Here is a 21,631-nt window from a genome sequence, read left to right as displayed (position 1 = left end):
TACGTCGGCCATCTCGTCGACGCCCTCGCGGGCATCCTGGCCCCGGCTCCTGGCCGCCCTGGTGGTCCTCGTGGCGGCCGCGGCCGCCGGTGTGCTGCGGATCGGCTTCCCGCACCACATGGTCGTATCCGGCCACACGGTCCCCGATCAGCAGCGAGAATCGACCGAGGACGCCCGGCCCGCCGCGGCCGGTCCCCTGAGCACTCACCACCGCACGGCCGACTCACGTGGAGCCGCTGATGACCACCGCACGGGACCTCGCGATCGTCGCCCTCGACGTGACCGCCGACAAGCCGGTCGAACAGGGCGATCTCTCGCTCGCGCTCGCGGGAGCCGAGCTGTTCGACCTCCTCGACGCGCACGCCCTCGTCCTGGACGGCGACCGCATCCTGCCCAACGCCCCATCCCCCACGGGCGACCGCCTGTTGGACGAGGCCGCCGAGTCGCTGGTGCGGCAGCAGCCGTACGAGTCGGTCGAGGACTGGCTGTGGCGCCGGGGCCGCGGGCTGTCCTCGGCCTACGTCGACGACCTGGAGCGGATCGGGCTCACGACCCGGCAGCGTGGCCGCCGGATCCCGCTGCGGACCGGGCGGACGGAGCTGGTGGACTCGGCGGCCCGGCGGCAGGCCGAAGAGCGCCGGGCGGCGGGCGAACCCGTCCTCACTGCCCTGGCGGCAGCCGCCGGGATCGGCGACGAACCGGCCGGGGAACTCGCCGACGACACGGTCACCGTGCTGGCCGCGGTCGGGGACGCGGTGATGGAACTGGAGGCCGTACGCCAGCGGAAGGCCATCGAGGACGCCGCGTTCGACAACGTGTGGCGCGGTTACTAGGAGCCGGCGGCGCCGAGCAGGGCCCGGCAGTTGTCCCACAGAGGGCTCAGGCGCTGGGGGCTGTTGTAGAGCTTGGCGAACATCACCTGGCCCTCCAGTTGGGCCACCACCGCCCGCGCCGCCTGCCGCGCGTCGGACACGGTGGCGTCGCCGCGGTCCCGGGCCTCGGCGACGACCGCCTCGACCATGTCGACCTGCGCGTCGAAGATCTCCTGGAGCCGCCCGCGCACGGGTTCGACGTGGTTGCTCAGCTCCAGAGCGAGGTTCCCGAACAGACAGCCCGACACCGTGCCACAGCCCTCCTGGACAGCGCGCTGGCCCGCCTCGGTCTGCTCGAAGAGCGCGCGCAGCCGCTGCAACGGGTCCGCGTTCGCGCTCAACGCGCTTTCCCACTCACGCCGTTGAGCCGCCCAGTGCTCTTCGACGACGGCGAGCGCGAGGGCCTCCTTGGACTCGAAGAAGTAGTAGAAACTGCCCTTCGGCACCCCGGCCGCCTTGCAGATCTCGGCCACGCCCAGCGCCGAGTAGCCGCGCGTCTCGATGAGCGAGCGCGCGGCACCGAGGATCTTCTCTCTGGCGTCACTGGTACGTCCCACAGAAGGAGTGTACGTAAGTACTAGACCGGTCGGCTAGGAAGGGGGCCGACTCGCCCGTCACAGCACCGGAAGCCCGTCGGCCTCCCGTCGCTCCAGGCGCGCGACGAGTTCCGCCGCCGACGACTTGATGGCCTCCAGGCCGGACTTCCCCCAGGTGCGCGGCTCCACGTCCGCCGCGCACACCGTGCCCAGCACCATCCCCGTGGAGTCGATGAGCGGTGCGCCCAGATAGGAACGGATGCCGAACTCGTCGACGACCGGGTTGCCCGCGAACCGCGGGTAGTCACGGACGTCCTCCAGGACCAACGCCTTGCGGCGGGCGACCACATGGGGGCAGAACCCATGATCGCGCGCCATATAACGGCCCACTTCCGGCTTGGCCTTGTCCCCGTCCGCCGGGGGCCGGGGTGCGGGAATCCTGAGACCGGCGAAGAACTGCCGGTGCTCGCCCAGGAAGTTGACCATCGCGTACGGCGCCCCGATGCGCTCGGCGAGCCGCTCGGCGAAGGCGTCGAGGACGGGCTCCGGATGCTCCCCGAGCCCGAGCAGGCGCAGCCGTCGCGTCCGGTCCGGGGCCTCCTTGTCCTCCGGGGTGAGCAGCAGTCGACCGGCCGGGCGCGGTGGGTCGTAGCTCATGGGCGGCCGTCGCTGTGGACGTCGGTCATATGCGGCTCCGTAGCGGTGTATGCGTGGGTCACATGTGGGCGCCATGGCTCGGCGCGGGCGCCGGGCTGTGGGCGATGAGATGCCGTACGAGGGTGAGCAGGGTCTGCACACCGGAACTGGAGATCCGGGCGTCGCAGCGCACGATCGGGATCTCCGGCGGGAGGTCGATGGCGGCGCGGACCTCCTCGGGGTCGTAGCGGTACCCCCCGTCGAACTCGTTGATCGCGACGATGAATCCGAGGCCGCGCTGTTCGAAGAAGTCCACGGCCGCGAAGCAGTCCTCCAGTCTGCGGGTGTCCGCGAGGATCACCGCGCCGAGCGCGCCCTCGGAGAGTTCGTCCCACATGAACCAGAACCGCTCCTGCCCGGGTGTGCCGAACAGGTACAGGACGTGTTCCGGGTCGAGGGTGATCCTTCCGAAGTCCATGGCCACCGTCGTCTCGACCTTGTTCTCGATGCCGTCGAGACTGTCGGTCGCGGCGCTGACCGTGGTGAGCAGTTCCTCCGTGCTGAGGGGGGCGATCTCGCTGACCGCGCCCACGAAGGTGGTCTTGCCTACCCCGAACCCTCCCGCCACCAGGATCTTCAGTGCGGTGGGGAAGGGATCAGAGCTGTCGTCGTAGTCCATCGAGCACTGCCTCCAGAAGAGCCCGGTCAGTCGGGTTGTGGGTGAACTCGGGGGGCTTGGTGGTCAGCGCCCCGCAGTCCACGAGGTCGGACAGCAGCACCTTGGTGACCACCGCCGGCAGCTTGAGATGGGCGGCGACCTCGGCGACCGAGACGGGCGCGCGGCACAGGTCGAGCGCCTGCGCGTGCTCGGGGCCGAGGTAACCGATGGGGGTGGCACCGGTGGCCATCACGTGTGACAGGAGGTCGAACGCGATGGACGGCCGGGTGCGGCCGTTGCTGACCGTGAAGGGCCGCACCAGCCGCCCGGCCGCGTCGTCGAGCCAGGGCCCGTCGCCGACCGCCGCCACGCTCAAGGCCTCATCGCCGGGGATTCGACGGCATGCTGCCGGGGCGCGGTCACCAGGTAGGGCCGCACGCTCTTGACGAGCATCGCCATCTCGTAGCCGAGAACGGCGGCGTCGGCCTCGCGTCCCGCCAGCACGGCGAGACAGGTGCCGGAGCCGGCGGTGGTCACGAACAGCAGCGTCGAGTCGAGCTCGACGACCACCTGGCGGACGTCTCCACCGTCGCCGAAGCGGACGCCCGCGCTGCGGCCGAGGGAGTAGAGACCGGAGGCCAGGGCCGCCATGTGGTCGGCGCTGTCCCCGTCGAGGCCGTGGACCGACTTCACGAGCCCGTCGCAGGACAGCAGGACCGCGCTGCTGGTGTGCGGCACGCGCTGCACGAGACCGCTCATCAGCCAGTCGAGATCGGATACATGGCCGGTCGGCGCTTCGCTCGCCATGGTGGATCGACTCCTTGAGGTACGAAGGTCTGCGGGAGCGCTGGGGGGTGGGGTGAACGCGGGGGTGGTCATCCGGCGGGTGCGCTCCCGTCGTGCCGGGGGGTGGTGCGGTCGTGATCGAGGCGTTGCGTCTCGGATATGCGGGGCCGCTCCATGGGGGTTGCGTCGAGGGGGGTCACGTCGATGGCGGCGGCGTCGGACGTGGGTGCGGCGTCCCTACGGCTCGCGTCGAGGTCGGCGTCGAGGCTGATGTCGAAATCGAAGGAGGCGGACGGGTCGGGGGGCGGGGTGGGGCGGAGCTCCAGAGGCGCGAAGGCCGAGGAGACGGTGCCGGGGGTGGCCGTACCTGTGGGGGCGGTGTCCGTGTGCGTTCGGCTGGTAGGGGCCGGGTCCGGGTGGGCCGCACCCAGGTGACCAGGATCGATGTGGGCGGAGTCCACGGGTGCGGGCCCCATGGGGGTGGGGCCCAGGGGGGTGGGGCCCAGGGGGGTGGGGCCCAGGGGGGTGGGCCCCATGGGGATGGGGCCCAGGGGGGCGGAGTCCATGGGGGCAGGGTCCGTGGGCCCGGACCCTGTGTGCGCTGAGTCCATGTGGGCGCGGGCACCGGGGCGGGACGCGGTGTGCGTCGAGTCCATGTGGCCGGCCTCCCTGCGAGGGGACGGCAATGGCAACGGCGTGGGCGGTTCGCCGTGCTCCGGCTCCCGGTGTTGCTGGGCCTCGGCGAGGTTGATCCCGCGCTGGAAGGCCGCCATCAGCCCCGGGTCGTGGCCGGCGACGTGTTCGGCGTCCTGCCGTGGCGCCGGTCCGCCGCGCAGTTGGGGCGCGATGTGCTCCTGGGCGCGACGCCGGGGCAGTTGGGGCTTACCCATGGTGCCGCGCACGGTCCCGGTACGCGGGGTGGGCGGCGCGGCCACGTGCTCGGCGACCAGCCTCCGGTCGTCGGGCCTGATCCCGGGCACGGCCTCGGCGGGGGTGGGCCGCGCTCCGCGGGCTCCGCGCACGGGCAGCGGCGCGGGACGCCCGGCATGCGCTCCACCGCCGTTCGGCCCGCCTCCACCAGCAGACTGCCGATCGGTCACCGTTCCCTTGTCACGGGCCAGGGGCCCGCTCCCGCTGGAAGCGGGGCCGCCCGCCATGTGCCCCCGGCCGCCTTCAACCGGTACGGCCGAGCCACCGTGCATGGAGGACCCACGGGCATCTGACAGGGGGTCCCCGCCAGGCATCGGGCCACCGGCACCCGGTGCCCTCGAGCCGCCCTGCGGAAGGGCTGCGCCGCCACCCGGCGGCAATTCACCGCCGGGCACCTGGCCTCCGCCACCCGGCCCATGCCCGTCCAGCGGAGAGCCGCCCGCCCCGGCAGACCCGCCGTCGCCCGGTGAGCGCCCGCCCTCATGCGCAACGCTCCCGCTGCTGCCCGGTGCCCCCGAGCCGCCGTTCAAGAAGCGCCCGGCACCACCGGAGAGAGGATCGCTGCCGCCAGGCCCCTGCTCTCCGCCGCCACGCGTCGCGCGACCACTCCCGTTCAGTCCCGGCCCACGGCCACTGCGTCCGTCCCGGACGCCGTGCGGCGCCGCTGAGGCGCTGTTCGCCGTCGGCGCCGCACTTCCGTTGAGACCGGGCCCCGCGCCCCGGATCTCCCGCCGCTGTGGGGCGGCCGCCGGACGCGGCTGCGCGGGCGCTCCCCGGTGGCGTGCCTCCTGCCCGGGCCGCGGATGGACCGGGCCCTGCGGGGACACGGCTGTTCCCGCAGACCCGCCGGTCCCCGTGGCTTCCGGCGCCCGCGCACCGATCACTCCCGGCGCCGAACCCAGCAGCGCCTGCGGCACGACGAGGACGGCCTGGACGCCGCCGTAGATGTTGGTCTGGAGCCGGACGTGGATGCCGTGCCGCTTCGCGAGCTGCGAGACCACGAACAGCCCGATGCGCCCGTCCGCCAGCAGGCTCGCGACGTTGACCTGGTCCGGGTCGGTCAACAGGGCGTTCATCCGGTGCTGTTCGGCGACCGGCATGCCGAGCCCGCGGTCCTCGACCTCGACGGCGAGCCCGGAGGTCACGAGGTTGGCGCGCAGCAGCACTTGGGTGTGCGGCGCCGAGAACACCGTGGCGTTCTCGACCAGTTCGGCCAGCAGGTGGATGACGTCGGCGACGGCGTGCCCGCGCAGCGTGCCGTCGATCGGCGGCACGAGCTTGACCCGCGAGTACTGCTCGACCTCGGCGATGGCGGAGCGCAGCACCTCGGTCATGGAGACGGGGTTGCTCCACTGCCGGCGTGAGACGGCTCCGCCGAGGACGGCAAGGTTCTCGGCGTGCCGGCGGATCCGGGTGGCGAGGTGGTCGACGTGGAAGAGCCCCTTGAGCAGGTCGGGGTCTTCGATCTCGTTCTCCAGCTCGTCGAGGATGGAGATTTCGCGGTGCACCAGCGACTGAAGCCGCCGCGCGAGGTTGACGAAGACTTCCAGTTTCTGTTCGCTGCCGGCCTGGCTGGAGAGCTGGGCGGCCTTGACGACGGCGGTGACGGCTCCGTCGTGGGCGCGGGCCAGGTCGGCGGCGAGCAGTTCGAAGTCGTCGGCGTGGTCGGGTGGCCCGCTGTGCGGGCTGCGCGCCTGTGGCACCTCGCCGCGGCGCAGCCCCTCGACCAGGGCACGCAGGTCGGCCTCGCGGCGCGCGCTGCCGCGGCGCAACGCGGCGACGCGGTCGCTCACCGTTTGCGCGGCGCGGTCGGCCGCCACGGCGGCGATGAGGATGGCCGCGAGGGTCACCGAGACCGCGCCGGTCAGGACGCCCCAGAGGATGAGGCGGGGTTGTGCCCCGGTGGAGCGGACGGTGAACAGGACGGCCGCGCAGCCGCTGAGGGCGACCGCGATCGGCGGGAGCACGGCCAGCCGCAGCAGTTGCGGCCGTATGTGCGTCTCAGGCAGCGAGGGGATCGGGCGGGCGACCGGCCGCCCGTGCCGCCCGCCCTCACGGCGGTCTGCGCGTGCGGCCGGTGCACGGAGGTGAGACATCGGTGTCCTTGTACTGGTCCGTCGGTCCTGTCGGCCCGAGGGCTCCGGGCCGGCCGGCCGGGGTAGGCGGGCTCCGGCGCGTGCCCCTACGGGCTTCGGGGCGGGTTGCCGGGCGGCTCGCGCGGCGGCGTGGTCGTCGGTCACCGGCGCGTCGCCTCCCTCCTCCCCGCACCTCGGCTGTCCGCCTCGGGCATGCGTCATGGCGTACCGGTCGGGAGAACCGAAGACTTCAGCCCCTGGTCGCCCGACGGACACTCACAGTAGTCGCCAACGCATCATGTGCGAGCGGCAGTTGACAAACTCCCCCGCGGAGCGTCCCGCTCTGGTATGAGCCCTCGTACGACAGACCGCCAAGCCGACCGGCCCAGCACCCTCGAACGAGTGAATACCGATCAGCCCTGCTCAGAAGCGGTCAGAGGCGACCGACGAGGCTCGGCTCACGCGCGTACCCCGGCCCACCACGCCGACCCGCCCCGGGGGCCCGTCAGGCCCGCCCACACCCCTCCGGAGCCTTGGCCCGAGCCTTCCGCATTGTCACTGACAGTGTCCGCTCGCCATGCCCCCCGCCACGGCGCGAGCAGGTGAACGGTCACTGCTCGCTTCGCCTCACAGGGGCACTCTGGCAAGAACCCTGACCACAGGCGCGCGTGGCTGCACCCCCGCCGGAACGCGTACGGGGGTGCGGTCAAAGCACCCCCAGCCCTCCCCCATCCGCACCTACGCCAGGGGCGCGGGTGACTGCCCGACAGACCCCCATCACCCCGCAGCAGCCCCGCACCTCTCGCGGAACCACCACTCAGCGCTCGACCACCACCTCCGGCTCCCCGGCGACCCCCGGCTCTCCGGCAACCGTCGACTCCCCGGCAACCGTCGGCAGCGCGGGCCACCCCCCGGCCGGAACCTTCGCCACTCCTCGCCACCAAGGATCGACCGCCGGAAGCGCCCCGGGCTCGAACGGTTCTCCCGGCCGCGGCGACGCCATGGCGACCCCCGCCTTGTGAGAGAGCAGCATCGTCTGCTCCGCGGGCTCCACCCAAGGGTGCTGCGCGAGATTGAACGAGCCCCAGTGGATCGGCAGCAGCACCCCCTCCGCCGCATCCCCGCCCTGCAGATCCAGGTGGGACCGCACAGCCTCTTCGGGCGTCATGTGGATGTCCGGCCAGAACTCCGAGTAGGCGCCGAGCTGGATCATCGTGGCGTCGAAGGGCCCGAAGGCCGCGCCGATGTCCTTGAACCCCTCGAAGTACCCGGTGTCACCGCTGTGGAAGACCCGGTGCTCCCCGCTGGAGACGACCCAGGACGCCCACAGCGTGTGCTGGGTGTTCCGCAGCCCCCTCCCGCAGAAGTGCCGCGCCGGGGTGGCCGTCAGCGTCAGCCCGGCGACCTGCGTCGACTCGTGCCAGTCCAGCTCACGCAGCCGGTCCGCGGAGACTCCCCAGTGCTCGAGATGGGCTCCCACACCGAGCGGCACGGCGAAGACGGTGTCCGTCCCGGCCAGTTCCTTGATCGTGGGCATGTCCAGATGGTCGTAGTGGTCGTGGGAGATGACGACCACATCGACCGGCCCGAGTGCGGCGAGCGGCAGCGGCACGGGGTGCAGCCGCTTGGGTCCGGCGAAGGGGAACGGGGAGCACCGCTCACCCCATACGGGATCGAACAGCACCCGCCGCCCGTCGATCTCGGCGAGCACGCTGGCATGTCCCATCCAGGTCAGCCGCAGACCGGTGGCGGGCGGCTTGGAAAGGTCGGCGAGTGTCGTGGCGTGCACCGGGATCCGGCCTTCCGGAATCCGGCGGGACCTGCTGTCACCGTCGAAGAAGACCTTGGCGAACTCCATCAGCCCTTCGGGCCGGATCCGCACGTTTCCGTCGGGGTTCTGGAAGACACCGTCTTTGAAGTGGGGGGATCTGCGGATACGCGCCATGCGCTCACCGCTCGGGTCCGCACCGAAGGCCGCGGGCTGCAACGCGCGGAGCCCGGAGCTCAGGGGACGGAAGCCGGTCACGGTACCTCCAGGTGGAGTCGCTGAGGCATCCATTATGGTCCGCCCCTCCGACAGTGCCGGAGTCTGTCCGGTCACACGGGTAGGGACGCCGTGGGAGCGGATCACGTTGACAGGGCGTACCCGGATGCCGATACTGACTCCCCGTTCAGTAGCCCGTCCCGCCGTACCGGAGCCCGCGTGACCACCCCCCTGCTGTCGCTCACCTGGACCGACCACGTCACCGGCCGCCAGGGCTTCCTGGTCGTCGACCGGCTGGTGCGCGGTGTCGCGAGCGGCGGCCTGCGGATGCGCCCGGGCTGCACGCTGGACGAGGTCGCCGGTCTCGCCCGCGGCATGACCATGAAAGAGGCCCTGCACTACGACCCCGAGGCGCGGTACATCCCGCTGGGCGGCGCCAAGGGCGGCATCGACTGCGACCCCCGGGACCCGGAGGCGTACGGCCTGCTCGTGCGCTACCTGCGGGCCGTGCGGCCGTACGTCGAGAAGTGCTGGACGACCGGCGAGGATCTCGGCCTCAGCCAGGACCTGGTGGACCGGGCGGCCGCGGAGGCCGGCCTGGTCTCCTCGATCCAGGCGGTCTACCCGCTGCTCGACGACGAGGCCGCGGGCCGGCGGCGGCTCGCGGACGCGTTCGCCGTCGAGGTGGACGGCATCGGGCTCGACGAGCTGGCGGGCGGCTGCGGCGTCGCCGAGTCGGCGCTCGCGGCCCTGGACGCGGCCGAGGTGCCGTACACGGGCACGCGTGTGGCCGTGCAGGGTCTCGGGACCATGGGCGGGGCCACGGCGCGCTTCCTCACGCGCGCGGGGCTCACGGTCGTGGCCGTCGCCGACATCAAGGGCACGATCTGCAACCCGGCGGGGCTCGACGTCGAGGCGCTGCTGGCCGCCCGGGACGCCCACGGCACCGTGGACCGCTCCGTCCTGCGCCCCGCCGACCGCGAACTGCCCGGCGATGCCTGGCTGTCGCTCGACGCGGAGGTGCTGGTGCCCGCGGCTGTTTCGTACGCGATCGACACCGGCAACCAGGAGCGGATCAGGGCCCGTTGGATCGTCGAGGCGGCCAACATGCCGGTCCTGCCCGCGGCGGAGGCGCTGCTGGCCGCGCGCGGGGTGACCGTACTGCCGGACGTGGTGGTCAACTCCGGGACCAACGCCTGGTGGTGGTGGACCCTGTTCGGCGACATCGGCGCGGACGCCGACGAAGCCTTCGCGCACATACGACGTTCCATGCGCGCCCTGGTCGAGCAGTTGCTGGCGCGCGCGGAGGCGGACGGCACCTCGCCGCGCGCTGCCGCGCACGCCCTGGTCGCGGACCGGTTGCCGGTGATCGCGGAACGGTTCGGCCGGTACCGCTGACCTCGCCGCCGTCGGTCGGCGCCCTGCAGGTCGACGGATTAGGGTGATCCCGTGGCGAGAGTGCGGTTGACAGTGGCCGAGCGGCGCGAGGAGCTGCTGCGGGCCGCCATCGAGCAGATCGAGGCGCGGGGTGTGGCGGCCGTCAGGATCGCCGACGTGGCCTCGGCGCTCGGGGTGAGCAACGCCCTGGTGCTCTATCACTTCTCGACCAAGGAGAAGCTCGTCGCCGCCGCGTTCACCTACGCCGCCGAGGACGACCTGGCCCATCTGCGCAAGCTCCTCGGCCGCCGCACCAGCGCCCTGCGCCGGCTCCGGTCGGCCGTGCGCTGGTACGCGCCCACGGGCCAGGCCAAGGGCTGGCGGCTGTGGATCGAGGGCTGGGCGGTGGCCCTGCGCGACCCGGCGCTCCAGGAGGTCACCCGCGACCTCGACAGACGCTGGAAGGCGGCGCTCACGGAGGTGATCGCCGAGGGCGTGGCCGCGGGCGAGTTCCGCTGCCCCGACCCGCAAGCGACCGCGCTGCGCCTCACCGCCCTCCTGGACGGCCTGGCCGTCCAGCTGACGTCCTACGCGGGCGCGGTGCCCAGGTCCCGGGCCCAGGAGTGGGTGGACGAGGCCCTCACGCGGGAACTCGGGCTGGACGGCGCGAGGTCCGCACAGCGGGGCACGGGGAGCCGGTGCGCCCAGGTGGGCGATCCGGCCACGGACACCGGCTGAAACCCGCGCCGCCCGGCCCCGGCACCGCGCACCGTTCAGGCCCCGGCATCGCGCACCGTTCAGGCCACCGGAGCGATCCGCGTCTTGATGTCGTCCAGCGACAGCACGCCCTTGGCCGTCACATGGTCGCCGGAGGACTCGCCGCGCAGCCGACGCCCGATCCACGGCACCAGATACTCACGAGCCCAGTGCACATCGTCCCGCCGCACGTCCAGCGGCCCGCGAGGGGGAAGCGGCGGCCAGGGCTGGTCCGGATCCGCCGGCACCTCCAGGCCCAGCACCTGTCCCGCACGGAGCGCCACACGCGTGTGCCCCTCAGGGGAGAGGTGCAGCCGGTCTCCGTCCCAGGCCCGCCGGTCCTGGATGGTCTTCAGGGACCACAGATCGAGCACCGGGCACCCGTACCGGTCGGCGACGGCCCGCACATGTCCGTTGTACGTGGCGATCTTGCCGCGCAGGTGCTTGAGGACGGGCACCCCGCGGGTGTCGAATCCGGTCGTCACCATGACCGTGCCGCACGTCTTCGTGAGCCGGGCGATGGCCCGCTCGAAGCGCTCGGCGACCTCGTCGGGGTCGGTACCGGGCCGGATGATGTCGTTGCCGCCGGCGCAGAACGACACCAGATCCGGTGCCAGTTCGGCGGCCTGCGGAAGCTGGTCCTCGACGATCTGGTCGAGGAGCTTCCCGCGTACGGCGAGATTGCTGTACCTGAAGTCGCCCTCGGGCCGCCGGTCCGCGAGAAGTACCGCGAACCGGTCGGCCCAGCCGACGAACGCCCCGTCGGGGCCGGGGTCGCCGACGCCCTCGGTGAAGCTGTCCCCCACCGCCACGTACGACCCGATCACTGAGCTGCTGTCATTCTTCGAATCGTCTGCCACAGCCGTTCATGATTCACCTTCGAATGTGACCTACGCGACCGTAGGAAGGGCTTGACGGGCGGTGAGATAAGCCACTCCTAAAGTGTTGGCCAAACTAGGAATAGGCCTCTCATCAGGAGTGTTGACGCTGCGACCGCCACACCCTGAAGTCAGCGATCCGGAAGTGGCTCCAGGTGGTCCGGAACGCGAAGTGCCCACGCGTGTAGGGCTCCGGGTCGGTGTAGTCGAAGACGAGCCGCCCGTTGTTCCACCACTGCACCGTGGAGCCGTCGGAGACGATCCGCACCCGGTTCGGCTCGTTGGCGACGAGCAGCGGTTCGGTGTAGTCGTAGATCAGCGGCCGCACACCGGGTTCTCCGACGTACCGGCGCAGCCGTGTCGTGGTGTTGTAGTTGGCCCCGTAGCCGGAGTAGTAGGTCTTCAGGTAGTCGTACTCCGCGAGTGCCCCGCCCCGGTGGGTGGCGAAGAGGTCGTCGGGGGACCGGACGTCGACCGCGTTCCAGAAGTTGTTCAGGTCGGACACCCGGTCGTTGGCCCCGCCCGCGGACACGGGCGTCGCGGTGTACTCCAGAACGTACGGCCCTTCGAGCGGCTGCCTGTACCAGATCGTCGCACCGGCGGGCACGTCGACCTCCAGGACGCCGCGCCGCGCGGTGACCGTGCCGCCCTGCTCCAGTTCGACGGCCCAGTGGCGAAGGCCCTGGTGGAAGTCATCGTGAGCGATGAGGCGGCGGTGGCGGGTCGAGGCGCTCGCGGTGGCCGCGGGGGCGAGGGCGGCCAGGGCGGCGCCGGCGGCCAGGGCTCCGAAGGCTCTGCGGGTGGTCGTCACGTCGAGGGGTTCCTTTCGGGGTACTGCTTCACGCGGATTCGGGGTACTGCTTCACGCGGATTCGGGGTACTGCTTCACGCGGATTCGGGGTACTGACTCAAGGTTTCGGGGTGCTGCCTCGAAGTTTCGGGGTGCTGCCTCGCGATGAGGCCGATCAGCCGGTCGGCCACCTTGCGGTGGCCCTGGGCACTGGGATGGACCGTGCCGTTGAAGTCGCCCCGCGTGGCGTCGAGCCAGCCGGTCGTGTCGACGAACTCGACGCGTCGGTCGGCGAGTTCGTCGACGACGACGGCGATGTCGGTGGCATGGCTGCCGTCGAAGGGGCGCAGGGCGAGGATGCGGGCGTGCGGTGCGGCGGCTCGGAGCCGGGTCAGATAGGCGCGGTAGGCGGCGCGGAACTCGGCGGAGCCGAACGCGGCGTCGTTGGTGCCCTGGTTCACCACGATCACCTCGGCCCGGCGGTCCGAATCCGCCCTGGAGCCCGCGTAGTTCCAGCCGTAGGCGTCGGACGCGGCGGGCACGTCCCCGTTGCCGGCCCGGATCACCCCCTGCCGCCCGAACCCGACCTGGGTGAGCGAGGCGTGCAGGGCATCGGCGACCAGCGTGGGGTAGGCGGCCGTACCGTCCGCGCAGTCGGAGGTGTTCTCCTCGCACAGGGCCATGACGCCCTGGGTGATCGAGTCGCCGTAGAACGCCAATTCGCGCTTTTTGGCGGGGGGTTGTCGCAGTAGATGCCCCCGGATCCCGGTCAGCGCCACCCCGGTCTCCAGTGGTGGGACCCACCGGTTGACCCGCGAGAAGACGTCCTTGACGGAGATCTCGACGGAGTGCGGCCCGCCGCCGGTTGCGGTGATCGCCAGGTCTGCCTGGTCGACGGAGTGCACCTGCCCGGGGCCGCCGTCGACCAACACCTGGATCTGTGCGGGGACGGTGACGGACGAGACGTCGAAGAGGGCGTGGACGGACGGGCCGGTGAAGCGGAAGCGAAGCCGGGAGCCGGAGTTGACGGTGACGGCGGCTTCGGCGGTCCGGCCCCAGTGTCCCTCGTAGGCGATACGTCCGTCGTCGGGGCGTACGACGGTCGAGGCACCGGACGCGAGGGCGGGCGGCATCGCCCCGGCGAGCAGACCCACGACGGTGGCCGCGGTCGCAAGGGGGCGTCTCATGACGGGATCCGGTCTCCGATCAGGGCCAGGTTCTGGATCGCCGCGAGGGCCCACTGGGCGGAGGAGTTGGTGGAGATCCAGGGGATCTCCCGCGTGGGCCGCAGGACAGCCGGGGTCTTGATCGTGACCGGGTTCCAGTCGTTGGACGGGAAGTAGGTGTCGGCGCCGGTGAAGAACTCGTTCCACGCGCGCGTGGCGAGCGTCGGGTCGTTCTTGCGCTGGGCCGCGTACGCGGTGATGCGCGAATGTGCGGCCGGGAGCGCCGACTTCCAGGTGGAGCCGGTGAGTTGACGCTTCTGGGCGTCGGTGGCGTTGTAGTACTGCGCGTAGTCGAGCCAGGCCGTTCGGAACTCCGGTTCCTCGTCGCCCAGCAACGAGACGATCTCGCTGTTCGTCTCGACGAGGCCGAACACGGCGCTGAGATGGGACACGTTCACGGCCGTGTCGGTCGCCACGGCGAACTTCCCGGTGTCGGCGTCGAGCAGACCAGCCCCCGTGAAGAAGCCATGGGGCTGTGCGGCGATGGTCCGCAGCGAGTTGACGAGCTTGGCCTTCGCCCTGGCCGCCCCCGGGCCGCCCCGCTCCCATTCCGTGAGCCAGGCTGCCGAGATCCCGCCCCAGTCGGTGCCGAAGCCGACCGACAGGGCGTGCCGGTCGCCGGGCTCGTAGCCGTCGGTGCGCACCTTGCGCTGCGGGTCGACCTCGAGGAACGTCAGCTCCACGTCGGCGAGTTCGCTCAGCAGGTCCCCGGTGCGCTCGTCGCCGGTGAGGTAGTAGTGGAAGCGACGGTTGGCGGCCGTGGAGATGCGGACCTGCTTTGCGCTGTCCGCCCAGTGCTGCACTCCGTGCCGGGTGCCGAGGCCCGCCCACTTGCCGAGGTGGTAGACGTCGACCTCGCCGGTGTGCCGGGTCATGGCCTCCGCGAACCGGAACACCTCGGCGGAGCCGGTCCGCAGGAAGTGGTACCAGAGCCAGAGGTCGGTGCCCAACTCCGAGTTGTCCCAGGCGAATCCGCCGATGTCGTAGCGCCAGACGTGCCGGTCGTTGTCGTAGGTGTGCTGGACGTCGCCGTAGTCGAGGAAGCCGTACCAGCGGCGTTCCTCGCGCTGGTCGCGGTAGTAGGCGAACAGGTCGTCGAGGTGGTCCTCGAGCACCGCGCGGGCCTTCGAGGAGCGGTCCACGGGCGCCCAGTCGCCGAAAACGCCTGCGGAGCGCAGCCGTTGGGGAGTGGCGGCGAGCAGCGGAGGTGCGGCCACGGCCTTCGCCTGGGCCGCCAGGACATCGGCGGGCGGGGTCTTCGCCACGGCCCAGAAGGTCAGTTCACTGGTGCGGGCGATGCCGTACGGGGTGCCGAAGCCCGGCTGGTAGTCCTCGTACGTGATCTCCAGGCCGCCGTCGGACTGTTCCTCGTAGGTGTCCTGACCGAGGCCGTCGTGGTAGAAGCGCAGGTCGAGGGGCTGGGCTTCGGGTGAGTAGAGCCAGAGGGTGACCTCGGCGGCCGCGGACTCGGCGCCGCGCACATCGAGTTGGGCGGGGTGCCGCTGCCAGAAGTCCCGCAGGCCGAAGGCGAGTCCGCCGCTCGCGCCGCCGGCGTATCCGAAGCCGGCCGCGCACTGTCCGGCCGCGGCCGGGATCCAGCCGTAGCCCGCCGTGGTGCGCTTGCGGATCTGGTAGCCGTCGGCGGTCGGCTGGGTGAGCGTGTAGTCGCCCCATCGCGGGATGTACGCCAGCCGGCTCGCCACCCGGGTGTCCCAGGTGGCGGTGTCCGGCAGCCGTTCGCCGGCGATCTGCGCGGCCCGCACCGCCGCGCCCGGGTCGCGCCGCAGCCCCGTGACTCCCTGGACGGCCTCGCTGAACAGGCCGCCGCCCGAGTCGGCGAACCGCACGTGGCGGTCGTAGGGCTGATCGCTCAGCGGCACGGTGAAGCGGACGCCGAGTCCGCGCAGGAAGTCACCCTGGTCGGAGCCGGGCCGCTGCTCGCCGTCCCAGACGAAGGTGTGCACCAGGCGGAAGGATTCCGCACCGGCGAAGAAGGCGAACCGCAGCACGAACGGCAGCCAGGCCCTGCCGCCGTGCCGGTGCCGCCCTTCGACCCGGATCACGGCACGGACGGGGCCGTCCTGCTCGACCGTGATCTTCTCGATCCGGCCCGCGAAGCTGTCGAGGTCCGCGCCCTCGCGCACGGAGTCCTGGCGCAGGGCCACCAGCCGTCCGTCGCGCGCGATCTCGGTCGTGCCGCGCCGGATGCCGCGTACGACGGTGTCGGAGCCCTTGGCCCCGAAGACGGCGGTGATCACGCCGGTCGACACCTCGATCCGGCCGCCGACGCCCCGGCCGACGGTGACCCGGTGGGCGGGCTCGGCCGGACTGCCCGCGCTCAGCAGATAGCCGTCGGCCCGCGGTGCGTCGGGGGCGATCGCGTGCGCGGTCCACTTCACCGAGCCGTCGGGCCAGTAGGCGGTGGGCCAGCTCTGGACCGGGACCTCGTCGCCGCCGGTGGTGGCGAGCCGGAACCGCTGCTCCGGGCGGTGGGTGCCGCGCGCCCACGGCACGCCCCAGGTGGCACCGGCGTGGGCGTCGGGCGGAGAGCCCTCCAGCCAGTGGAGCTCGGTGTCGTCGTCGTCGCCGGCCGCCGCGGCGGCGGTACGGGACTGGGCCCAGGAGAACTGGGTGAGGGCGGCCGCGGCTGCGGCGCCCTTGAAGACGGTGCGTCGGTCGACGCCGGACACGGTGACCTCCGAAGGTCGTAGAAAGCGCTTACGCGGCAACGGAGTTCACTCTGTCTCCACCCTCCCCTCCCTGTCGACGCCCTGAGCCCCCTCGCCACAAGAACGCAATGAAGTGATCATGAAGGGGCACACACTCACGCGTGGGAGTCGCTGACGAAACACCGAAGGCCGGACCCGGGGATCGGGGTCCGGCCTTCGGTGGCACAGGGGGGCGTCAGCCGACGGCGACACCCTTCGAGCGGAGGTAGGCGACCGGGTCCACGTCGGAGCCGTAGTCCGGCGTGGTGCGGATCTCGAAGTGCAGGTGCGGGCCGGTCACATTGCCGGTCGCGCCGGAGAGGCCGATCTGCTGACCCTCGGTCACGGTCTGACCGGCCGAGACGGAGAGCTGGGACAGGTGGGCGTACTGCGCGTAGTAGCCGTCGTTCAGCTTGATGACGACCTGGTTGCCGTAGGCGCCGCCCCAGCCCGCGGAGACGACCGTGCCCGCGGCCACGGCCTTGAGCGAGGTGCCGGTCGGGACGACGAAGTCGACGCCGGTGTGGTAGCCGCTGGACCACATGCTGCCCGCGACGCGGTAGCCCGTTCCGATGGTGGCGCCGCTGACCGGGAGGGTGTAGCCGCTGGAGCTGCTGGTCGTGTCGGAGCTCTGGGTGGCAGCCGTTGAATTCGAGGACGACTTCTTCGACTCCGCCTTCTCGGCCTTCGCCGAGGACGCCGAGGAGGAGGACCCGGTCTTCGCCGTGCTCGCCTTTGCCTTCTTGTCGATCGAGAGCTTCAGGCCCGGGTGGATCAGCGACGGGTCGTCGCCGATGGCCGCACGGTTGTCGGCGTAGAGCCTCTTCCAGCCACCCCTGACGTTCTGTTCATCGGCGATCTTCGAAAGATAGTCGCCGACCCGCACCGAATAGGTGCGCACCGTCGAGGTCTTCGCGGTGCTCTTCTCGGCAGCGGTCTTTTCGGCGGACTTCTGCGAGACCGGAATCGACTGAACGGCCTTTTCCGAAACGGACTGCGGGGTGGCGGCGTGAGCGCCGGTGGCGCCTATGAACGGCAGCGCGAGCGCGGCGCCTCCGGTTCCGGCGACGGCGATCGAGCGGGTGAAACGCTGGGACTTCGGACGGCGGTGCTTACCCTTCGCGGGCATGGCGAATTCCTCTCCGGCGCCTGCGAGGTGAGCTGTCGGGTGCGGGCTGGAGATGCCCGGCCGCGCCGAGACGCGGCTATACCCCAAGCCGTTCCGGAGACCGGAACAGGCGGTGATACCTGTGGGTCCCCCGCTCCTGCCGTGCACGGGTGAGTGAGTGTGGGGAATCCGTTCGGCGGCAGGATTGGGCGTCCGACCGGATCGGTGGCGAACGTAAACGAGCAAGACACAAAGGGACAAGTGAGAGGTTGCCCGGATATGCGTTTCCCTTGATCCCGAATGCGAATTACCGGTCACCCTGCGTGAATCGAGCACCCTCCACCCGCCCAAATCCCCTTGAGCGGCCTGCGAATTACGTGAACATGACGGGCGACGCACCGTCACGGATATGACGCTCCTCACGTCACGAATTCACAGGAACCCTCATCCCGGGCGGAGCTGGAAGGAGGCCATCAATTCGGACAGAAGCCCTATATGTGACGCAGTCGGATAACCGTCGCATCAAGGTCTCCACGCAAACCGGTACGGAGCCCGTGATGCAGCAATACGACCCCCCGGTGAACTTCGCCCGTTTCGGGGCATTCGTACGACGCCGCCGGGTCGAGCCCCCGCAGCCGCAGCGAGGGGACGGGCTCGCCGTACTTCTGTGCCTGAAGCCAGGCGAGGACGACGGTCTCGCCCCCGAGCACGTACTGCACCGCGCTCAGTCCGCCCCGCGGAGGCCGCAGCCGGTAGAGGTCGCCGCGCTGCACCAGGGGCCGGATCTCCTTGTAGAGACCCACCCACCGCCCGGCTTCGGCGAGCTCCTCATCGGTCCACTCCGAGAGGTCCCCACCCACTCCGAGCACTCCGGCCATCGCGCTCACGAACCGGAACCGCAGAGAGCTCACCCGTCCGTTGAGCTGGGTGTTGGGACTGTCGGTGACCCAGGCCGCCATCACGCGCGCGGGGTGGATCTGACTGAAGCCGTGCTGGATGGCGAGCCGGTCGAGGGGGTCGGTGTTGTCCGAGGTCCACACCTGGTCGGTACGGCCGAGCACCCCGAGGTCGATCCGGCCGCCACCCCCCGAGCAGGACTCGAAGGCCACGCCCGGGTGAGCCTCCCGCAACCGGTCCAGCAGGGCGTAGAAGCCGCGCACATGGTCGACCCACAGGCGCTGCGGGTAGGGCTCGCCGGGCCAGCCCGCGTCCGTGAAGCAGCGGTTGAAGTCCCACTTCACATAGTCGATCGGGGCCGAGGAGAGCAGGGTGTCGAGCTGCTCCCACAGATACTCCTGAACATCCTCGCGTGCGAGGTTCAGTACGAGTTGATTGCGGAACTCCGTCCGCTTTCGTCCCGCTTGGTACTGCACCCAGTCCGGGTGGGCACGGTACAGCTCGCTGTCCGGGTTGATCATCTCCGGCTCGACCCAGATGCCGAACTGCATGCCGAGCGCGCGCACGGAGTCACCGAGCGGCTTGAGGCCGGAGGGGAAGCGGTCGGGGTTGGGCGCCCAGTCGCCGAGCCCGGCCCGGTCACTGGTGCGGGCGCCGAACCAGCCGTCGTCGACCACGAACAGCTCGACGCCGATCGACGCGGCACGTCGGGCCAGGGTGAGCTGCTGCTCCTCGGAGATGTCGAAGTTCGTGGCCTCCCAGGAGTTGAACAGCACGGGTCGGTCCTGGTCCGCGTCCGGGATGACGTACGCCCGCTGGTAGGCGTGCCAGGCTCGGCTGGCGCCGCCGAAGCCTTCGTCGCTCCAGAGACCGGCGAAGAGGGGCGTCGTGAAGGACTCCCCGGCCGCCAGCCGGAGCAGCCCCGAGTCGTCGTATCCGGCGCCGCCGGTGATCTGCACGCGCGCGTCGGGCAGTTGCGCCACAGCGATCCGCCAGGACCCCGACCAGCCGAGGGCGACGCCGTAGACCTCGCCCCGCTCCTCGGTTGCGTCGGTGTCGAGCGCGACCCACGGCAGGTGCTGGTGGCCGGTGTGGCCGCGGCGGCTGCCGATGACCTTCTCGCCGTAGGTGAGCGGGGTCCGGGAGAGCAGGGACTCTGCGGCCCAGCGGCCGTGCAGCTGGGACAGTCGCCAGCCGTCCTCGCGGTCGGGCAGGGTCCAGGTGGCGGAGTCGGCGCGCAGCAGTTCGACCGGGGCCGGGCCCTGGTTGTCCAGAGTCACCCAGCGCTCCAGGATGTCGTCGCGCATCCGGTAGTGCAGCGTGATGCCCAGCCCGCCGTCGCGGAACCGCAGCCGCAGCTCGTCGCCCTCGGTGTCGTACGCCTCGAAGCTCCACTCGGTGCCGCGCCGCTCGTCGGTGCGCACGGACAGGGCGGGGCGGGTGAAGCGGGGGCCGCCCTCGACGGGGTACTCCTCGCGTCCGTCGAGCGGGGACTCGAAGGGCCAGTACTCGGGCAGCGGACGTACGGCGAGGGTCTCGGCGTCGGCCAGGGCGATCCTCGGGCCCCAGTGCAGGTGCAGCAGCTCGTCCTCGGCCGTGAGGTGCAGGGCGTAGCTGCTGGCCGGCCCGGACAGAATCCACGTACGGCCGTTGTCGGCGATCTCCAGCATGGTGTCCCTCACAGATTCGAACAGGTGCCAACAGGTGCACTCAGGCACCAACATCATCAATGGCTGACAGCCCTGGCTGCAACGGCTGTGGACAAGTGATTGCCGTCCCTGTGGACAACTCATTGCCCCAGGAATCCATGTCGTATGGTCGAGAGCGCGCCCCGCCGACGAGTCGCGTCGGCGGAGCCCGGCTGGGAGGAGCCCCCGTGACGCAGCAGATCCCGTCGACCGAACCCGAACTGTCAGGTGTCCGCAATTTCCGCGATGTGGGCGGACTGCCGACGGCGGACGGGCGGCGGGTGCGGTACGGGGTGCTGTTCCGCAGCGGTCACCTCGCACACGCGACCGAGGACGACGCGGCCTTCCTGGCCTCCCTCGGCCTGCACACGATCTTCGACTTCCGCAACGCGGCGGACCAGAAGCTGGAGGGCCCCGACGTCGACCTGCCGGGCGTCACCAATGTGAACCTGCCGCTGAGCGACCCGGCGGAGGGCACCTGGTTCTGGAAGATGGTCCGGGACGGCGACATAGAGCAGCTGCGCGAGCTCCTCGGCGACGGCAAGGCCGCGCAGCGCATGATCAACTCATACCGCACGATGGTCAAGGAGCGCACCGCCGAGCACTCCGAGGTGCTGCGCTCCCTCGCCGGGGACAGCGTGCCCGCCCTCATGCACTGCGCGGCCGGCAAGGACCGCGCGGGTCTGTCCATCGCCGTGACTCTGCTCGCCCTGGGGGTGGAGCGCGAGGCGATCGTCGCCGACTACCTGGAGTCGAACGCCAAGCACCGCCGCTACAAGGTCCGCCGCACCAGCACCGCCACCGACGCCTACTCCCCCGAGGTCATGGAGCTGCTCAGCCCGTTGTTCGAGGCGCGGGCCGAGTATCTGACGGCGGCCTTCGAGACCATCGAGGAGACGTGGGGCGGCGTCGAGGCGTATCTGGAGGAGGGCCTCGGTCTGACCCCCGAGATCCGTGAGCGGCTGCGGGAGCGCCTGCTCGACTGAGCCGTACGGCCGCTACTGCCCGGCTCCCACCGCGAAGAGGAAGTAGATGAAGGCCGCGAAGACGTGGCCGACGGCGAGGTAGATGATCAGGCGCACCCACAGGGCGCGGGGGAACTTCTCCTCCATGTCACTCATGGTGTCTCTCCAGGGGTCGGGCCCAGGCACAGCGTGGCCGTGGGGCTCTGCAACAGGGTGTGGACGAACAGGAGCTCGACACCGTCGGGGTCCTGGGCGGCGATGCGGTGCGGGGTCAGCGAGTCGAAGTGCGCACTGTCGCCCGGGCCGAGCCGGTGCGTGGTGTCCCCGAGGCGGAGCCTGAGCCGCCCCCTGAGGACGTACAGCCATTCCTCGCCGGGATGCACCCTCACGATGTCGCCCTGGGAGCCGTGCGGCACCTGCACACGCAGGGCCTGCATCCCACGGCCGGCGGCGCCCGCCTGGAAGTACGTCCAGCCGCCCGCCTCGGTCGGTTCCATGTCGGCGGCGCGCACCACGGCGTCCCGGTCGGCGGCCGTCTCACCGAGAAGCTCCGAGACCGTCGTACCGTAGATGCGGGCCAGCGCGAGCAGCATCGGCAGTGAGGGCTGGCGCTGTCCGGTCTCGAGCCGGGAGAGATGGGCGGGCGACAGCCCCGCGGCACCGGCCGCCGCCTCCAGCGTGAGGGAGGCGCGACGGCGCAGCGCGCGAAGCTGGGGAGCCACCGAGGGCAGCTCCGTGAAGGCTTCCGGGGAGGTCATACC

Annotated in this window: 19 protein-coding genes and 1 riboswitch; of the genes, 4 read left to right on the top strand and 15 right to left on the bottom strand. The window is 71.3% G+C overall.

All coding sequences use genetic code 11. The annotated features are described in order from the left end of the window. Window positions 1-239 precede the first annotated feature (239 nt). Window positions 240-833, top strand: coding sequence for a GPP34 family phosphoprotein (locus ABZT06_RS00980; RefSeq protein WP_355732875.1), 594 nt, complete (start codon window positions 240-242; stop codon window positions 831-833). Here the strand turns inward: ABZT06_RS00980 and ABZT06_RS00975 are convergent. From ABZT06_RS00975 to ABZT06_RS00945, 7 genes are all read right to left on the bottom strand, one after another. Further along, complete coding sequence (locus ABZT06_RS00975) at window positions 830-1,429, bottom strand: TetR/AcrR family transcriptional regulator (protein WP_355732871.1); 600 nt, start codon at window positions 1,427-1,429, stop codon at window positions 830-832. The genes ABZT06_RS00980 and ABZT06_RS00975 overlap by 4 nt on opposite strands. Window positions 1,430-1,486: 57 nt before the next feature. Beyond that, window positions 1,487-2,065: a GAF domain-containing protein gene (locus tag ABZT06_RS00970; RefSeq protein WP_355732868.1), complete on the bottom strand. Its 579-nt coding sequence runs from the start codon at window positions 2,063-2,065 to the stop codon at window positions 1,487-1,489. Window positions 2,066-2,123: 58 nt separating this feature from the next. Further along, window positions 2,124-2,723 carry an ATP/GTP-binding protein gene (locus tag ABZT06_RS00965; protein WP_007386183.1) on the bottom strand — a complete coding sequence of 200 codons (600 nt, stop codon included), beginning with the start codon at window positions 2,721-2,723 and terminating at the stop codon, window positions 2,124-2,126. Continuing rightward, the gene (locus tag ABZT06_RS00960; RefSeq protein WP_031052041.1) at window positions 2,701-3,072 is read right to left on the bottom strand and encodes a DUF742 domain-containing protein; all 372 of its coding nucleotides are present in this window, start codon (window positions 3,070-3,072) and stop codon (window positions 2,701-2,703) included. Before ABZT06_RS00960 ends, ABZT06_RS00965 begins: the two co-directional genes overlap by 23 nt. A 2-nt stretch (window positions 3,073-3,074) precedes the next feature. After that, on the bottom strand, window positions 3,075-3,509 hold the full coding sequence (locus ABZT06_RS00955; RefSeq protein WP_123994033.1) for a roadblock/LC7 domain-containing protein: 435 nt from the start codon (window positions 3,507-3,509) through the stop codon (window positions 3,075-3,077). A gap of 68 nt (window positions 3,510-3,577) precedes the next feature. Next, the gene (locus ABZT06_RS00950; protein WP_355732863.1) at window positions 3,578-6,514 is read right to left on the bottom strand and encodes an ATP-binding protein; all 2,937 of its coding nucleotides are present in this window, start codon (window positions 6,512-6,514) and stop codon (window positions 3,578-3,580) included. A 796-nt stretch (window positions 6,515-7,310) separates the two neighbouring features. Continuing rightward, window positions 7,311-8,519, bottom strand: coding sequence for an MBL fold metallo-hydrolase (locus tag ABZT06_RS00945; RefSeq protein WP_355732860.1), 1,209 nt, complete (start codon window positions 8,517-8,519; stop codon window positions 7,311-7,313). 177 nt (window positions 8,520-8,696) lie between these two features. On the opposite strand from ABZT06_RS00945, the gene ABZT06_RS00940 reads away from it, so the two are divergent. Both ABZT06_RS00940 and ABZT06_RS00935 read left to right on the top strand, forming a co-directional pair. Beyond that, the gene (locus tag ABZT06_RS00940; protein WP_355732857.1) at window positions 8,697-9,875 is read left to right on the top strand and encodes a Glu/Leu/Phe/Val dehydrogenase dimerization domain-containing protein; all 1,179 of its coding nucleotides are present in this window, start codon (window positions 8,697-8,699) and stop codon (window positions 9,873-9,875) included. 51 nt (window positions 9,876-9,926) lie between these two features. Then, on the top strand, window positions 9,927-10,592 hold the full coding sequence (locus ABZT06_RS00935; protein ID WP_355732855.1) for a TetR/AcrR family transcriptional regulator: 666 nt from the start codon (window positions 9,927-9,929) through the stop codon (window positions 10,590-10,592). 59 nt (window positions 10,593-10,651) lie between these two features. Here ABZT06_RS00935 and ABZT06_RS00930 read toward each other — a convergent pair whose 3' ends face one another. The 6 genes from ABZT06_RS00930 to ABZT06_RS00905 form a co-directional block, all read right to left on the bottom strand. Continuing rightward, window positions 10,652-11,437, bottom strand: coding sequence for an SGNH/GDSL hydrolase family protein (locus ABZT06_RS00930; RefSeq protein ID WP_355732852.1), 786 nt, complete (start codon window positions 11,435-11,437; stop codon window positions 10,652-10,654). 145 nt (window positions 11,438-11,582) lie between these two features. Further along, on the bottom strand, window positions 11,583-12,299 hold the full coding sequence (locus ABZT06_RS00925) for a DUF6250 domain-containing protein (RefSeq protein WP_355732849.1): 717 nt from the start codon (window positions 12,297-12,299) through the stop codon (window positions 11,583-11,585). A 74-nt stretch (window positions 12,300-12,373) separates the two neighbouring features. After that, window positions 12,374-13,465, bottom strand: a complete 1,092-nt coding sequence (locus ABZT06_RS00920; protein ID WP_355732847.1) for a GDSL-type esterase/lipase family protein — start codon at window positions 13,463-13,465, stop codon at window positions 12,374-12,376. Beyond that, window positions 13,462-16,194, bottom strand: coding sequence for a Tat pathway signal sequence domain protein (locus ABZT06_RS00915; protein WP_355732844.1), 2,733 nt, complete (start codon window positions 16,192-16,194; stop codon window positions 13,462-13,464). Before ABZT06_RS00915 ends, ABZT06_RS00920 begins: the two co-directional genes overlap by 4 nt. 214 nt (window positions 16,195-16,408) lie before the next feature. Further along, entirely contained in the window at window positions 16,409-17,341 is a 933-nt protein-coding gene (locus ABZT06_RS00910) for a M23 family metallopeptidase (protein WP_355732841.1), read from the bottom strand. Between the two features lie 4 nt (window positions 17,342-17,345). Next, a riboswitch (cyclic di-AMP (ydaO/yuaA leader) is annotated at window positions 17,346-17,503 on the bottom strand. A 308-nt stretch (window positions 17,504-17,811) separates the two neighbouring features. Then, entirely contained in the window at window positions 17,812-19,887 is a 2,076-nt protein-coding gene (locus ABZT06_RS00905) for an alpha-galactosidase (protein WP_355732838.1), read from the bottom strand. A gap of 206 nt (window positions 19,888-20,093) precedes the next feature. Here ABZT06_RS00905 and ABZT06_RS00900 point away from each other — a divergent pair, with 206 nt between their 5' ends. Continuing rightward, on the top strand, window positions 20,094-20,891 hold the full coding sequence (locus ABZT06_RS00900; RefSeq protein ID WP_355732835.1) for a tyrosine-protein phosphatase: 798 nt from the start codon (window positions 20,094-20,096) through the stop codon (window positions 20,889-20,891). 12 nt (window positions 20,892-20,903) lie between these two features. Here ABZT06_RS00900 and ABZT06_RS00895 read toward each other — a convergent pair whose 3' ends face one another. Both ABZT06_RS00895 and ABZT06_RS00890 read right to left on the bottom strand, forming a co-directional pair. After that, window positions 20,904-21,026: a DUF6126 family protein gene (locus tag ABZT06_RS00895; protein ID WP_033415234.1), complete on the bottom strand. Its 123-nt coding sequence runs from the start codon at window positions 21,024-21,026 to the stop codon at window positions 20,904-20,906. Continuing rightward, on the bottom strand, window positions 21,023-21,628 hold the full coding sequence (locus tag ABZT06_RS00890) for an XRE family transcriptional regulator (protein WP_355732831.1): 606 nt from the start codon (window positions 21,626-21,628) through the stop codon (window positions 21,023-21,025). Before ABZT06_RS00890 ends, ABZT06_RS00895 begins: the two co-directional genes overlap by 4 nt. Between the last annotated feature and the right edge of the window lie 3 nt (window positions 21,629-21,631).

The sequence above is a fragment of the Streptomyces sp. NPDC005483 genome, assembly GCF_040606035.1.
GTDB lineage: Bacteria > Actinomycetota > Actinomycetes > Streptomycetales > Streptomycetaceae > Streptomyces.
Note: the sequence above shows the minus strand (reverse complement) of the source record. Positions and strands in the feature narration are given on the sequence as shown.

Coding starts and splice junctions, on each gene's coding strand:
- ABZT06_RS00905 (WP_355732838.1), bottom strand. CDS start 19,887: ATGCTGGAGATCGCCGACAACGGCCGTACGTGGATTCTGTCCGGGCCG.
- ABZT06_RS00895 (WP_033415234.1), bottom strand. CDS start 21,026: ATGAGTGACATGGAGGAGAAGTTCCCCCGCGCCCTGTGGGTGCGCCTG.
- ABZT06_RS00950 (WP_355732863.1), bottom strand. CDS start 6,514: ATGTCTCACCTCCGTGCACCGGCCGCACGCGCAGACCGCCGTGAGGGC.
- ABZT06_RS00980 (WP_355732875.1), top strand. CDS start 240: ATGACCACCGCACGGGACCTCGCGATCGTCGCCCTCGACGTGACCGCC.
- ABZT06_RS00890 (WP_355732831.1), bottom strand. CDS start 21,628: ATGACCTCCCCGGAAGCCTTCACGGAGCTGCCCTCGGTGGCTCCCCAG.
- ABZT06_RS00955 (WP_123994033.1), bottom strand. CDS start 3,509: ATGGCGAGCGAAGCGCCGACCGGCCATGTATCCGATCTCGACTGGCTG.
- ABZT06_RS00970 (WP_355732868.1), bottom strand. CDS start 2,065: ATGAGCTACGACCCACCGCGCCCGGCCGGTCGACTGCTGCTCACCCCG.
- ABZT06_RS00910 (WP_355732841.1), bottom strand. CDS start 17,341: ATGCCCGCGAAGGGTAAGCACCGCCGTCCGAAGTCCCAGCGTTTCACC.
- ABZT06_RS00965 (WP_007386183.1), bottom strand. CDS start 2,723: ATGGACTACGACGACAGCTCTGATCCCTTCCCCACCGCACTGAAGATC.
- ABZT06_RS00920 (WP_355732847.1), bottom strand. CDS start 13,465: ATGAGACGCCCCCTTGCGACCGCGGCCACCGTCGTGGGTCTGCTCGCC.